Genomic DNA, 13,077 nt, shown 5'->3' on the forward strand with positions numbered 1-13,077 from the left:
TGGTGAAATCCGAAATCCGAAACAGCCCGGCTTGCCATCCCATGGCAGGTGCGGGCCTATCGTGTTCCGTGAGCGACGCACCCACCCTTCAACTCCGCCGCCTCATGCTGCGGAACTTTCGCAGCTATGCAGAGCTGGACCAGGGTTTCACGTCACGCATCGTGGTCGTGGCCGGGGCGAATGGCGTCGGCAAGACCAATCTGCTGGAAGCGATCAGCCTGCTTTCCCCAGGCCGCGGGCTGCGCGGCGCGCGTGGAGCGGAGCTGGGCCAGCGCGAAGGCGGCGCCGGCCTCTCCTGGACCATCGCGGGGCATTTCGAGGGGCGCCTCGGCCCCCTGGTCATCGGCACCGGCGCCGAGGCGGGGCAGGACCGCCGCAGCTTCCGCCTCGACGGCGGGGCCATCCGCAGCCAGGCCGAGCTTTCCGCGCATGTCGCCATGCTGTGGCTGACGCCGCAGATGGACCGTCTTTTCCAGGAAGGCGCCAGCGGCCGGCGAAGATTCCTGGACCGCCTGGTCTGGTCCCTGGAGCCCACCCATGCCCGCGACGTCGCGGCCCATGACGCGGCCATGACCCAGCGCAACCGCCTGCTCTCCGAAGGCCGGCGTGACCCCGGCTGGCTGGCGGCGCTGGAGGACACCATGGCACGCCATGCCGTGGCCGCCATCGCCGCGCGGCGGGCCATGGCGGCCCAGCTCAACGCAGCCCTGGCCGATGGCGTGGCTGGCGCCTTTCCGGCGGCGCGGCTGGAGCTGGCCTGCCCGATCGCCCAGGCGCTGGCCTCGCAGCCCGCCCTCGCGGTCGAGGACCAGCTCCGCGCCGGCCTGGCGGCGGACCGCCCGCGCGATGCGGCGGCGGGCGGTGCCCGGCAGGGCGCCCACCGCACCGATCTCCGGCTGCTCCTCCTGCCCAGGGCCCTTCCGGCCGAGCTTTGCTCCACCGGCGAGCAGAAGGCGCTGCTGGTCAGCATCGTGCTGGCACAGGCGGCGCTGGTGGCGGCGCAGCGCGGCTTCGCGCCGCTGCTGCTGCTCGACGAGGTCGCCGCGCATCTGGACCCGCAGCGCCGCGCCGCCCTGTTCGCCGCCCTGGCGGCGCTGCCGGCGCAGTGCTTTCTCACCGGCACGGAGGCGCTGCCCTTCGCGCCCTTGTCCGGCATTGCGCAATTCCTCGGGGGAGAGCCGGGCGGGCTGCGGCCGCTTGCCGATTTCCCCGTGTCGTATGACCGATAAAATGCTATAAATCCGCGTGTTTCCGCACGCCGTCAGCAGGAGTTCTTCGCCGGCATGAGTGAGTCCGCGCGCGCACCGTCCCCCGTCACCGAGCTGCCGGCGGACACTTATGACAGCGCCTCCATCACCGTGCTGCGCGGGCTGGAAGCCGTTCGCAAGCGCCCTGGCATGTATATCGGCGACACCGATGACGGCTCGGGCCTGCACCACATGGCCTTCGAGATCATCGACAACGCGGTGGACGAGGCGCAGGCGGGCTATGCCACGCGCTGCGACGTCGTGCTGAACGCCGATGGCTCCGTCACCGTCACCGATGACGGGCGCGGCATTCCCACCGACATCCATTCCGAGGAAGGCGTCTCCGCCGCCGAGGTGGTGCTGACGCGGCTGCATGCCGGCGGCAAGTTCAACCAGAACTCCTACAAGGTCTCGGGCGGCCTGCACGGCGTCGGCGCCGCGGTGGTGAACGCCCTGTCCGAGTGGATGGAAGTGGTCATCTGGCGCAACGGCCATGAGCACTTCATCCGCTTCGAGCATGGCGAGACGGTGCAGCCGCTGAAGGTGATCGGCCCCTCGGACCACGCCACCGGCACCCGCGTGACGTTCAAGCCCTCCGCCGGCACCTTCACCCGCACCGAATACGACTTCGCCGTGCTGGAGAAGCGCCTGCGCGAGCTGGCCTTCCTCAATTCCGGCCTCGCCATCACTGTGCGCGACGAGCGCCCCGTGGCGCTCGGCGAGGCGGCGCGCGAGACGGTCTTCCACTTCGATGGTGGCCTCACCGCCTTCGTGGAATGGCTGGACCGCTCCAAGGAGCCGCTGTTCAGGCCGGCCATCAGCCTGAAGGCCAAGGAAGGCACCGGCATCCAGGTCGAGCTGGCGATGTGGTGGAACAACAGCCCGCACGAGCTGGCGCTGTGCTTCACCAACAACATCCCCCAGCGCGACGGGGGCACCCACCAGGCCGGCTTCCGCCAGGCGCTGACCCGCGTGGTGATGAAGTATGCCGAGGAGCTGGCCAGGAAGGAGAAGGTCGAGCTGTCCGGCGAGGACATGCGCGAGGGGCTGACGGCCGTCATCTCCGTCAAGGTGCCGGACCCGAAGTTCTCCTCCCAGACCAAGGACAAGCTGGTCTCCTCCGAGGTGCAGCCGGTGGTGCACATGGCGGTGGCCGACGCGCTCTCCCACTGGTTCGAGACGCATCCGAAGGAAGCGCGCATCGTGCTGGACCAGGTCGTGCTCGCCGCCGCCGCCCGCAAGGCGGCGCAGCTGGCGCGCGAGAAGGTCGGCCGCAAGAACGCGCTCGACATCTCGACCCTCCCCGGCAAGCTGGCCGACTGCCAGGAGAAGGATCCCACCCAGTGCGAGATCTTCCTGGTCGAGGGTGACAGCGCCGGCGGCTCCGCCAAGCAGGGCCGCGACCGCCGCTTCCAGGCCATCCTGCCGCTCAAGGGCAAGATCCTGAACGTCGAGCGCGCGCGCATCGACAAGATGCTCTCCTCGGCCGAGATCGGCACGCTGATCACGGCGCTCGGCACCGGCATCGGCACAGGCCCGGTGGAGAAGGGCGGCTTCTCGGCCGACAAGCTGCGCTACCACCGCATCGTCATCATGACTGACGCGGATGTGGACGGCTCGCACATCCGTACCCTGCTGCTGACCTTCTTCTTCCGGCAGATGCCCGAGCTGCTCGCCCGCGGCCATCTCTACATCGCCCAGCCCCCCCTCTACCGCGCCAAGCGCGGCCAGGAGGAGCGCTACCTCAAGGACGACCGCGCGCTCGAGGACTTCCTGCTGGAAAAGGCGCTGCACGGCGCGAGCCTCCGCTTCGCCGATGGCCGCGCGGCCGAGGGCGACGAGCTGCGCGAGGTGGTGGAGGGCCTGCGCCAGACGGCGCACCGCATCCGCCGCCTTTCCACCAACCTGCCGGCGGAGCTGGTGGAGCAGGCCGCCATCGCCGGCGCCCTGACGCCCGACGCGGCGCGCGCCCTCGCCGTGGCGCCCGAACTGGCCACGCGGCTCGATGCCCTGGCCCGCCCGACCGAGCGTGGCTGGAAGGTCGCGCCGGGCACCGAGGGGCTGGTGATGGGCCGCACCGTGCGCGGCGTGGCCGACCGGCACCGGCTGGACCCGGCCGCGCTGCGCAGCCCCGAGGCGCGCTGGCTGGCCGAGCGCCATGCCGCCCTGGCTGCCGCCTGGGCACGGCCTGCCACGCTGTCGCTGGACGGCCATCCGGTGGAGGTGGCCGGCCCGCTCGCGGCGCTGGACCGCATCCTGGCGCAGGGCCGCAAGGGGCTGGCCATCCAGCGCTTCAAGGGCCTGGGCGAGATGAACCCGGACCAGCTCTGGCAGACCACGCTGGACCCGGCCGCCCGCACCCTGCTGCAGGTGAGGATCGAGGATGTGGAGGATGCCGAGCAGGTCTTCTCCACCCTGATGGGCGACGTGGTGGAGCCGCGCCGCGAGTTCATCGTGGGCAACGCGCTGAAGGTGGGCAACCTCGACGTGTGAGCCGCCTGTCCCCCGCTCCTCCGTCTGCCAGGCAGGGACGGGCCGCCGCCCGGCCGATGCGGGAGGCCGGCCGCTTCCCGACCCTTCTTCCGGCCAGGGTTCCGGCAGCGGCGGCAAGGCCGGGGGAGGGGGCCGCGGGGATGCCCAGCAACGGGCCGGTGGTGATCGGCTTCTGTCGCGAGGGTGCCCGCAGCATCGCCTCTGTCGCCGCCGCCCCGGCGACGCGGCGTTGTGCCCTGATCGACCCGGTGCTCGGCTTCGGCCGTGCCTGCGGCGGCACCGGCGCCCGCTTCGCCGGCCGGATGGCGGCACCGCTCGCGGGCTTCCCCGGCGACGAGGCCTGCGCGTCCTGCCGCAGCATCGGGCGCATCCTGGCGCTGCCGCCGGAGACGCGCGTCTTCACCGGCCATGGCGGCCAGCCGGGCGGATGCCTGCCGGAGCCGGAAGCGAATGGCGTCTCCCGTCTCCAGATCCCGCTGAACCAGTTCCACCAAGCCGCCGGCATGGCGAAGGGCTGACACCCATGGAAAACTTCACCCCCCTCTCGGCCGCGCTGGGCGGCGCGCTGATCGGCCTGTCCGTGCTCATCCTCTGGCTCGGCAATGGCCGCATCGCCGGGATCAGCGGCGTGGCGGGCGGTCTCCTCCGGCCACAGGCCGGCGAGGCCGGCTGGCGCGTCGCCTTTCTGGCCGGGCTCATCGGCGCCCCCCTGTTCCACGCGCTGCTGCTGGGCGCCCCGGAGATCTCCATCCGCTCCACCTATCCCACCCTGGCGGTGGCCGGGCTGCTCGTGGGCTTTGGCAGCCGCCTGGGCAGCGGCTGCACCAGTGGCCATGGCGTGGCCGGCATCGCCCGGCTTTCGCGCCGCTCCATCGTGGCCACCATCCTGTTCATGCTGGCCGCCGCCGTGACCGTCTTCATCACCCGCCACCTCGCCGGAGGCTGACCGCCATGGGCCGCATCCTCGTCTCGCTTGCCTCGGGCCTGGTGTTCGGGCTGGGGCTGGTCGTCTCGCAGATGGTCAACCCGCAGAAGGTGCTGGCCTTCCTTGATGTCGCCGGAAACTGGGACCCGAGCCTCGCCTTCGTCATGGGCGCCGCCATTCCGGTGGCCGCGCTGGGCTTCGCTCTCGCCCGGCGGCGGCAGGCGCCGCTCTGCGCCGAGGCTTTTTCCGGCCCCGTCCGGAAGGCGGTGGATGGGCGGCTGGTCGCAGGTGCGCTGATCTTCGGCACGGGCTGGGGGCTGGCGGGCTTCTGCCCGGGCCCGGCCCTGGCCGCCTTTCTCCTCGCCGGCACGCCCGCGCTGGTCTTCCTGGCGGCGATGCTGGCCGGCATGGCGGCCTTCACGGCGATCGACCGGTATCTGCCGCCCGCCCGGTGAGGCCCGCCCGGTGAAGCCCGCCCGGTGAGGCCCGCCCAGTAAAGCCCGCCTGGTGAGGCCGGGCTGACGGGAAGGCGGCCCTTCCGGCGCCAGGAAGGGCCGCGGCGGCAAGGCGCGTCCGGATTTCCGGACAGCGGGCGGCGATGCTGTCCGGAAAGCCGGACGGCGCCGCCTTGCCGCCGGTGTCCAAGGCACTGAATTCGCGCGGCGCGGCGCTCTGGCAAGGCCCTTGCAGAGCTGCCGCCGATGCAACGCGCCAAGGCCATGCCGCAGCCGGCCCTTCCGCGCCGCCCCGAAAGGGCGGCGGGCGGGCAAGCTGCTATCAACCGGTGGAATCCCGCCCCGCCCGCCCGCCAGGGACCGGCCGGCGGCCCTGCCGGAGCATGTGCCACGCCGATGATCCCCACCCTCCGCCCGCTCGCCCTGGCCCTGCGGCTGCCGCTCCTGGCAGGGCTCGCGGTCTTCATCTCCTCCGTCGGCACCACGCAGCTGGCGCTGGGCTTCATGCAGCGGGAGCTCGACAGCGGCGTGGCCCGCATGGCCGACGTCTATATCGACAGCCTCGCCGGCACCGCCCTGCCATGGCTGCGCGCCGGCGACTTCACGGGGCTCGAGGCGGCGCTGGAGCGCAGCATGGGATTCCAGCGCGGTGTGAACGACCTCGCCATCATCGTGGCCGATCCGAACGGCCTGCCCCTGGCCCGCGCCGGCGAGCCGCAGGGCAGGCCGCCCATGGCCCTCGGGCTGACCGGCCTGCGCTGGTCGCCCGACCCGGCGGGCGACACCGCCTGGGCCCAGCGCGAGCTGGTGGCGGAGGGGGAGGTGGTGGCGCTGGTGGCGGCGCAGCTCGCCTTTCCCGAGCAGGCCGGCCGGCAGCGCCGGGTGACCTGGGTGCTGGCGGTGGCCGACCTCATGCTGGCGGCGCTGGCCGCCGGCCTCGCCATGCTGGTCGCGCGCCGGCTGATGCGGCCCTTCCTGTCCGTCACGGCGGCGCTGGGCCGCGCCGGGGCGGGCTGCTTCGACCCGCTGCCCCTCGCCCCGCGCGATGCCGAGGCGAGCCGCGTGGCGCAGGCCTTCAACCTGATGGCCGCGCGCCTCAGGGAAAGGGAGGAGCTGGCCGCCCGCCTGGCCGAGCGGGAGCGCGTCGCCATGCTCGGGCGCCTCGCCGCCAGCGTGGCGCATGAGGTGCGCAATCCCCTCGCCGGCATGCTGACCGCGCTGGAGACGGCCCGCCGCTTCGGCGACGACCGGGCGGCGCGCGGCCGCGCCCTCGACCTGGTGGAGCGCGGGCTGCGGCAGATCGAGGCAGTGGTGCGCAGCACGCTCGCCACCTACCGGCAGGAGGGCGGGCGCCGCCCCCTTTCCGCCGAGGATCTGGAGGATCTGCGTCTGCTGGTGATGCCCGAGGCCCGGCGCGGCCATGTCGGGCTGGACTGGCACGTCTCCCTGCCGGAGCCGTTCCCGACCGACGCGCTGCGGCTGCGCCAGCTCCTCCTCAACCTGCTGCTGAACGCCGTGACCGCCACGCCGGCGGGGCGGCAGGTCCGGTTGCGCGTGGACCGCGCCGCGCAGGCTCTGCTGGTCGCCAGCGTCGAGGACGAGGCCGGCGGCATGCCGCCCGAGGCGGAGCGGCGCCTCGCCGGCAGCGGTGCGGGCAGCGCCTCCGGCGGGCTGGGGCTAGAGCAGATCCCGATCAGATGGAAGCATCTGATCGGGTGAAGATGCTCGCAAAAACAGAAGGCTGGAGCAGTGGACGTGAGCCAAGGCGAACGGAAACGGCTCTAGAGATCGCGGCGCAGCTCGCCGCCAGCCTGGGCGCCCGCATCGGCGTGGAGCAGCGGGCGCGCGGCAGCTGCATCACGCTTCACATTCCGGCCCAGGCGGAGGGCACGCCATGATCCCGGCCAATCCCGCGCCGCGTTCCGTGGTGCTGATCGAGGACGATGCGGTGCTGGGCGAGAGCCTGGTGCAGCGGCTGACGCTGGAGGGCATTGCCACCGCCTGGGCGCGCAGCGCGCGAGGGCGAGGCATTGCTGCGCCGGCAGCGGCCGACGCTGATCGTCTGCGACATCCGGCTGCCGGATGGCAGCGGCGAGGCGCTGCTGACGCGGCTGATGCCGGAGCTGGGCGGCACGCCCATCATCGTCGTCACCGCCTTCGGCGATGTGGGGCAGGCCGTGCGCCTGCTGCGCGCCGGCGCCGACGACTATGTGGAGAAGCCCTTTCCCGCCCAGCTCCTGATCGACAAGCTGGCCGCCTATGCCGGCTGGAACCCGCCCGCCCCGCCGGCGCCGGATGCCGCCGGCTGGTCCTCCCCCGCCATGCGGACGCTGCGCCGCCACCTGCTGAAGCTCGGCCAGGTGGACACCACCGTGCTGCTCGGCGGCGAGAGCGGCGCCGGCAAGGAGGTGGCGGCCCGCGCGCTGCACGAGGGCGGAAGCCGCGCCGCCGGGCCGTTTGTCGCCATCAACTGCGCGGCGCTTCCGGCCGAGCTGCTGGAGAGCCAGATCTTCGGCCATGAGCGCGGCGCCTTCACCGGCGCGGCGGAGCGGCAGCTGGGCCTTGCCGAGCGCGCCGCCGGCGGCACGCTGTTCCTGGACGAGGTGGCGGAGCTGGGGCCGGCGCCGCAGGCCAAGCTGCTGCGCCTGCTGCAGGAGCGGCGCTTCACCCGTCTCGGCGGGCGGGAGGAGCTGCCGCTGCGGGCCCGCATCATTGCCGCCAGCAACGCCGATCTCCGTGCCCGCGTGGCGGAGGGCCGCTTCCGCGAGGACCTCTATTACCGCCTCGCCGTGGTGGAGCTGCGGGTGCCGCCGCTGCGCGAGCGGCCCGAGGACCTGGCGATGCTGGCGGCGCATTTCCTGCGGCACTTCTCCGACGCCTTCGCGCGGGAGGAGCCGCAGCTCGGCGCGCCCGCCTTTGAGGCGCTGCTGGCGCATGGCTGGCCGGGCAATGTGCGCGAGCTGCGCAACCGCATCGAGCGCGCCATGGTGCTGGCCGAGGGGCCGCGGCTGGAGGCGGCCGACCTCTTTCCCGAGGCCCAGGCGCCGGAGGCGCCGCCGCTCTCGCTCGCGGAGGCGCGCGACGCGGCCGAGCGCGAGCACATCCGCCGCATGCTGGCCCGCGCCGGCGGGCGCATGGGCGATGCCGCGCAGTTCCTCGGCATCTCCCGCACCACCCTGTGGGAGCGGATGAGGCGCCTCGGCATCAAGGACTGACGAATTCCAGGAATCTCCAGGGGGGAGCGCCGTTGAAAGGCACAAGGGATTACCACGACATCATCGGCGGCACGCTGATGATCGCGGGGGGCGCATGGTTCTCGCTCTATGCGCTCAACTACAATCTCGGCACGCTGCGCCGCATGGGCCCGGCCTATTTCCCGCTCGGCATCGGCGTGCTGGTGGTGCTGTTCGGCCTGCTGCTGGTGCTGCCGGCCCTGCGCCGGCCGGGCGGCGTGCCGCGGCCCGAGCTGCGGCCGTTCCTCGCGATCTGTGCCGCCGTGCTGGCCTTCGCGCTGGCGGTGGAGCGCGCCGGGCTGGTGCCGGCCACGCTCGTCCTGACCGCCCTCGCCGCCTGGGCCGAGAGGGCCCCGGACCTGCGCCTCACCGCCATCCTCGGCCTGGCGCTCAGCGCCCGCGCGGTGCTCGTGTTCACGCAGGGGCTGGGCATTCCCATTCCCGCCATCCGGTGGAGCCTCTGATGGACATCTTCGCAAACCTCGCGCTCGGCTTCGGCGAGGCCTTCGCGCCGCAGACGCTGCTCTACTGCTTCATCGGCGTGTTTCTCGGCACCTTCATCGGCGTGCTGCCGGGGATCGGCGCGCTCGCCACCATCTCGATGCTGCTGCCGCTCACCTTCTACGTGCCGCCGACGGCGGCGCTGGTGATGCTGGCCGGCATCTATTACGGCGCGCAGTATGGCGGCTCCACCGCCTCCATCCTGCTGAACCTGCCCGGCACGCCCTCCGCCGCCGTCGCCTGCCTCGACGGCTACCCGATGGGCCAGCAGGGCCGCGCCGGCGTGGCCCTGCTGATGACCACCTACGCCTCCTTCATCGGCAGCAGCCTCGGCATCATCATCCTGACGGCCTTCTCGCCGCTGCTGGCGGATGTGGCGCTTTCCTTCGGCCCGGCCGACTACTTCGCCATGATGCTGCTCGGCCTGGTGGCGGCGGCGACCCTGGCGCAGGGCTCGCCGGTCAAGGGCATCGCCATGGTGCTGGTGGGCCTGGCGCTCGGCATGGTCGGCACCGACGTGCAGACCGGCCAGCAGCGCTTCACCTTCGACATCCCGCAACTCGCCGACGGCATCAGCCTGGTGGCGCTCGCCATGGGCCTGTTCGGCGTGGCCGAGGTGATCGCCTCGATCAACCGCATGGGCGCCGGCCAGAAGGCGAAGGAGAAGATCACGCTGCGCTCCATGGTGCCGACCGCGCGCGACATGATGGCCTCCACCCTTCCGATGCTGCGCGGCACCGGCATCGGCGCGGTGTTCGGCGCGCTGCCGGGGGCGGGCGCCACCATCGCCTCCTTCATGTCCTATGCCATCGAGAAGAAGGTCGCGCGCGACCCGAGCCGGTTCGGCAAGGGCGCGATCGAGGGCGTGACGGCACCGGAATCGGCCAACAACGCCGCGGCCCAGACCGCCTTCATCCCGACCCTCACCCTCGGCATCCCGGGCGACGCGGTGATGGCGCTGATGCTGGGCGCGATGATCATCCAGGGCATCCAGCCCGGGCCGCACCTGGTCACCGAGCATCCGGAGCTGTTCTGGGGCCTGATCGCCAGCTTCTGGATCGGCAACATCATGCTGGTGATCCTGAACCTGCCGCTGATCGGCATCTGGGTGAAGATGCTCTCCATTCCCTACCGCATCCTCTACCCGGCCATCCTGCTGTTCATCTGCATCGGCATCTACAGCGTCAACAACAGCGCCTTCGACATCCTGCTGGTGCTGATCTTCGGCATCGTCGGCTACGTCATGATGCTGCTGCGCTTCGAGCCGGCGCCGCTGATCCTCGGCTTCATCCTCGGGCCGCTGATGGAGGAGCATCTGCGCCGCGCCATGCTGCTCTCGCGGGGCGACCCGGCGGTGTTCCTGGAGCGGCCGATCAGCGCCGGCTTCCTGGCCGTCACCTTCGCGCTGCTGGCCTGGGCCCTTGTCGGGCTGGTGCGGCAGCAGCGCGCGCAGCGCCGTGCCATGGTGGAAGCCGGCCCCTGAAGGCGATCCCGGCCGGGTGGAAGCGCCCGGCCGGACAAGGAGACGCGCCGCGCGCAGGCCCCGCCGCGCCAGCTGCGCGGCCGGACATTCCATTCCCCGGTGCAGCGTTGCCCGGCCGCGCCTCGGCAGGCCGGCGGCGGAGGCAGGGAAGGGAAGGGCGGAAGGCCCCGCGACCCCGCGCCACTTCCCGCCCCCTCCCGGCGGGCACCGGTCTGCCCCGCCATTCGTGCACGGCCCGTTACAATCCTGCCAAGTAACGAGATTTCCGGGTTCTGTGGCGCGAGGCGCGCCGCGGTCCAAGCCGCTCATCCTGCGCCACCCGCGAGGCATCCGGGAAGCTTAAATTTTCCAACGCAAAGAGCGTTATCGATTGAAATCTCTTTAATGAAACGACTACAGTCCTGTTCAGGCTCCGTGCAGGACCGCTTGCCCTCCGGCGCCATCGCCACGCGAGAAGGCGAGGATGACGACTCGCCTGTGGACAAACGGCTGGGGAGAGCCTTCATGAAAGTCATGACGCCCATCGATACGGAAGTGGATGTCCCGAACAGCCTGGCGGAGGACCGGCATTACTTCCGCTCCACAGACCTTGGGGAAGCGGTCAGGTATTACCGGCGGAATGGCTATGTGGTCATCCGCGGATTGCTTCCGCCGGAACTGTGCGATGCCATCCGCGCCGCCTACCGTGCCGAGGTCCAGCCCTCGCAGACCCCGATCCTGCGGCAGAAGAACATGCGCTACGAGCGCAACAGCTTCGACAAGGACGGCTTTCTCGACAACCCCATCTTCAACGTGCAGGACCTGGAAACCCGCCGCTTCGGGCAGTTCAAGCGCAACGCCTTGCTGGGCCTGGCGCAGAAGGATGTCGCTCAGTTCACCGCGGCGCTTGCCGGCGTTGGCGCCACCAAGCTGATCCAGAGCATGTTCTTCGAGGCCCCGGTCGGCACCTGGGCGCATCAGGACAGCTACTACCAGGACAGCGCCGCGGGCCTGGGCCGCTGCGTCGCCGGCTGGTACGCGCTGGAGGACGTGGACGCGAATGCCGGGCGCTTCTATGTCTGCCCGCGCAGCCACCACATCGTCCCGGTGCTGCGCAATGCGGGGGAGCTGGACTTCGCCACCGGCCACAACCGCTACAGGAAGGCGGTGCTCGAGACCATCCGCCATTTCAACCTGGAGTTCCGCGCGCCCTACATGGCCAAGGGCGACGTGCTGTTCTGGTCGTCGCTGACCGTCCATGGCAGCTTCGCGCCCTCTGGCAGCGGCGTGTCCCGCGCTTCCCTGACCGCGCATTACCTGCCGGCCGAGGACGAGATGCTGCAGTTCCACACCCGCATCCGGCGCCAGAAGACCACCCTGGTGAACGGCATGCCGGTGGCGCAGCTGCACGACCAGGACAGGTTGCGCAACCGCCTCCTGCGCGACCTGGCCGCGCATGCCCCCGGGCCCTACGCGGCGGCGCGCAAGCTGGCGATGCAGGGCCTGTTCCTGGCCGGCAAGCTGAGGCCGTCGCGGCAGGCCGCATCCACCCTCTCACCGTGAGGCGATCCCCGCCACCCCCGCCGGAGGAAGGGCGGGGTCCGGCGGCTCGCGGCGCGCAGGGCAAGGCGCAGGGGCGGGTGGCGGGCGGAACGGCGTGAGCGATGCCGTGGCCGGCGGTGGAACCCGCCCGTCCGTTTTCCGGCCTTACCCGGCCGCGGCACCGGCCAGGGCCGCCTGGCCCTCCGCGGCGGCCTCGCTCATGGCCGGCCGTGGCGGCTCGTCCGGATCGGGTTGCAGGAACGGCCCGCGGGGGCTGGCGGCCGCCTGGAGCACGCCCCAGCCGAAGTGGAAGTACCAGCCATGCAGCATGAGACTTCCCCGCGCCACGCGCTCCGCGACAAAGGGATAGGCCGCGAGGTTCCGCAGGCTCGCCAGGATGGCCGCCTGCTCGGCCCGGCGCGCGACGGAGGCGCGGTCCGCCTCCGTCACCAGGCCGTCCATCTCCTCGCGCACCGTCCGCACCACATTCACCCAGTCCGAGACGTATTCGAACTGTCCGGCGCCGTGATCATGCTCGAGGAGGCAGCGTATGCCGGCGCAGAAGGAATGGCCCAGCACGACGATGTGCCGCACGCCCAGGGCCCTGACGCCGAACTCGATGGCGGAGGCGGTGCCATGCGGCTGGCGGTCCGGCGTGGGCGGCGGCACCAGGGCGGCCACGTTGCGCACCACGAACAGGTCTCCCGGCCGCGCGCCGCAGACGATCGCGGGATCGGTGCGGCTGTCCGAGCAGGCGATGACCATCACTTCCGGATGCTGGCCTTCCAGCAGGCGGCTGTAGAGGTCCTCATCCGCCTCGAAATGCTGGTGCCGGAACCGGCTGAAGCCGTTCACCAGCCGGCGTAGCGCCGCATGGCCGGGCGCGTCGCCAGCCGTGTTGCCGGGGGTGTTCCCGATCTCGCCGCAGCCGCAGGCGTCGCGCCAGGGGCTCCCTTGTGCCATGACGATGCCGCTCCCAGGGCAGGTTCCGGCGTGGCGCCACCGCCCGGCCGGGTGAGGATGCTGTGAAGACAGGTTGCCGGAGCATCCTCCGCGAGCCGGTGCGGGCGGAGAATGCGCCGTGGCCCTGCCCGCGAGGCGCGCGGGATTGCCGCGCGAGCCTGGCGGACGGGATGCTGGAGCGAGCGGGTCACGCCTTCCGACGACAGAGCCCGTCCGGCGTTTGCTCTAGGTTCCAAGGTCGTGTCCCATCGCGTGG

At 71.8% G+C, this 13,077-nt stretch carries 12 protein-coding genes; 11 read left to right on the forward strand and 1 reads right to left on the reverse strand.

All coding sequences use genetic code 11. The features are described 5' to 3' along the window. Nucleotides 1-104: 104 nt before the first annotated feature. From recF to CR162_RS20820, 11 genes are all read left to right on the forward strand, one after another. Nucleotides 105-1,229, forward strand: coding sequence for a DNA replication/repair protein RecF (gene recF / locus CR162_RS20775; protein ID WP_245870514.1), 1,125 nt, complete (start codon nt 105-107; stop codon nt 1,227-1,229). A gap of 54 nt (nt 1,230-1,283) precedes the next feature. After that, a complete protein-coding gene (gene gyrB, locus CR162_RS20780) occupies nt 1,284-3,740 on the forward strand; it encodes a DNA topoisomerase (ATP-hydrolyzing) subunit B (RefSeq protein WP_099097408.1) in 2,457 nt (818 codons plus the stop codon). Nucleotides 3,741-3,880: 140 nt separating this feature from the next. Further along, nucleotides 3,881-4,258, forward strand: a complete 378-nt coding sequence (locus tag CR162_RS20785; RefSeq protein ID WP_099097409.1) for a hypothetical protein — start codon at nt 3,881-3,883, stop codon at nt 4,256-4,258. Nucleotides 4,259-4,263: 5 nt separating this feature from the next. Next, a complete protein-coding gene (locus CR162_RS20790; protein WP_099097410.1) occupies nt 4,264-4,686 on the forward strand; it encodes a YeeE/YedE family protein in 423 nt (140 codons plus the stop codon). Between the two features lie 5 nt (nt 4,687-4,691). After that, a complete protein-coding gene (locus tag CR162_RS20795; protein WP_099097411.1) occupies nt 4,692-5,120 on the forward strand; it encodes a DUF6691 family protein in 429 nt (142 codons plus the stop codon). Nucleotides 5,121-5,516: 396 nt separating this feature from the next. Beyond that, nucleotides 5,517-6,839 (forward strand): histidine kinase dimerization/phospho-acceptor domain-containing protein, encoded by a 1,323-nt coding sequence (locus tag CR162_RS20800; protein ID WP_176559968.1) that lies wholly within the window; start codon nt 5,517-5,519, stop codon nt 6,837-6,839. Beyond that, on the forward strand, nt 6,818-7,018 hold the full coding sequence (locus CR162_RS22230; protein ID WP_141563273.1) for a hypothetical protein: 201 nt from the start codon (nt 6,818-6,820) through the stop codon (nt 7,016-7,018). The genes CR162_RS20800 and CR162_RS22230 overlap by 22 nt, the downstream gene beginning before the upstream one ends. 93 nt (nt 7,019-7,111) lie before the next feature. Next, nucleotides 7,112-8,335, forward strand: coding sequence for a sigma-54-dependent transcriptional regulator (locus CR162_RS20805; protein ID WP_245870515.1), 1,224 nt, complete (start codon nt 7,112-7,114; stop codon nt 8,333-8,335). 32 nt (nt 8,336-8,367) lie between these two features. Next, nucleotides 8,368-8,817 (forward strand): tripartite tricarboxylate transporter TctB family protein, encoded by a 450-nt coding sequence (locus CR162_RS20810; protein WP_099097413.1) that lies wholly within the window; start codon nt 8,368-8,370, stop codon nt 8,815-8,817. Beyond that, complete coding sequence (locus CR162_RS20815; protein ID WP_099097414.1) at nt 8,817-10,337, forward strand: tripartite tricarboxylate transporter permease; 1,521 nt, start codon at nt 8,817-8,819, stop codon at nt 10,335-10,337. Before CR162_RS20810 ends, CR162_RS20815 begins: the two co-directional genes overlap by 1 nt. 513 nt (nt 10,338-10,850) lie before the next feature. Next, nucleotides 10,851-11,879 (forward strand): phytanoyl-CoA dioxygenase family protein, encoded by a 1,029-nt coding sequence (locus tag CR162_RS20820; protein WP_176559969.1) that lies wholly within the window; start codon nt 10,851-10,853, stop codon nt 11,877-11,879. Nucleotides 11,880-12,023: 144 nt separating this feature from the next. On the opposite strand, the gene CR162_RS20825 is transcribed toward CR162_RS20820, so the two are convergent. Then, nucleotides 12,024-12,821, reverse strand: a complete 798-nt coding sequence (locus CR162_RS20825; RefSeq protein ID WP_099097416.1) for a carbonic anhydrase — start codon at nt 12,819-12,821, stop codon at nt 12,024-12,026. Between the last annotated feature and the right edge of the window lie 256 nt (nt 12,822-13,077).

Source organism: Teichococcus rhizosphaerae (genome assembly GCF_002631185.1).
In the GTDB taxonomy this organism is placed as follows: Bacteria; Pseudomonadota; Alphaproteobacteria; order Acetobacterales; family Acetobacteraceae; genus Pseudoroseomonas; species Pseudoroseomonas rhizosphaerae.

Bases quoted from the DNA above. Each gene is read 5' to 3' on its own strand.
- CR162_RS20785 (WP_099097409.1), top strand. From the start codon at position 3,881: ATGCCCAGCAACGGGCCGGTGGTGATCGGCTTCTGTCGCGAGGGTGCC.
- CR162_RS20800 (WP_176559968.1), top strand. From the start codon at position 5,517: ATGATCCCCACCCTCCGCCCGCTCGCCCTGGCCCTGCGGCTGCCGCTC.
- gyrB (WP_099097408.1), top strand. From the start codon at position 1,284: ATGAGTGAGTCCGCGCGCGCACCGTCCCCCGTCACCGAGCTGCCGGCG.
- CR162_RS20820 (WP_176559969.1), top strand. From the start codon at position 10,851: ATGACGCCCATCGATACGGAAGTGGATGTCCCGAACAGCCTGGCGGAG.
- CR162_RS20795 (WP_099097411.1), top strand. From the start codon at position 4,692: ATGGGCCGCATCCTCGTCTCGCTTGCCTCGGGCCTGGTGTTCGGGCTG.
- recF (WP_245870514.1), top strand. From the start codon at position 105: ATGCTGCGGAACTTTCGCAGCTATGCAGAGCTGGACCAGGGTTTCACG.
- CR162_RS22230 (WP_141563273.1), top strand. From the start codon at position 6,818: ATGGAAGCATCTGATCGGGTGAAGATGCTCGCAAAAACAGAAGGCTGG.
- CR162_RS20815 (WP_099097414.1), top strand. From the start codon at position 8,817: ATGGACATCTTCGCAAACCTCGCGCTCGGCTTCGGCGAGGCCTTCGCG.
- CR162_RS20825 (WP_099097416.1), bottom strand. From the start codon at position 12,821: ATGGCACAAGGGAGCCCCTGGCGCGACGCCTGCGGCTGCGGCGAGATC.
- CR162_RS20790 (WP_099097410.1), top strand. From the start codon at position 4,264: ATGGAAAACTTCACCCCCCTCTCGGCCGCGCTGGGCGGCGCGCTGATC.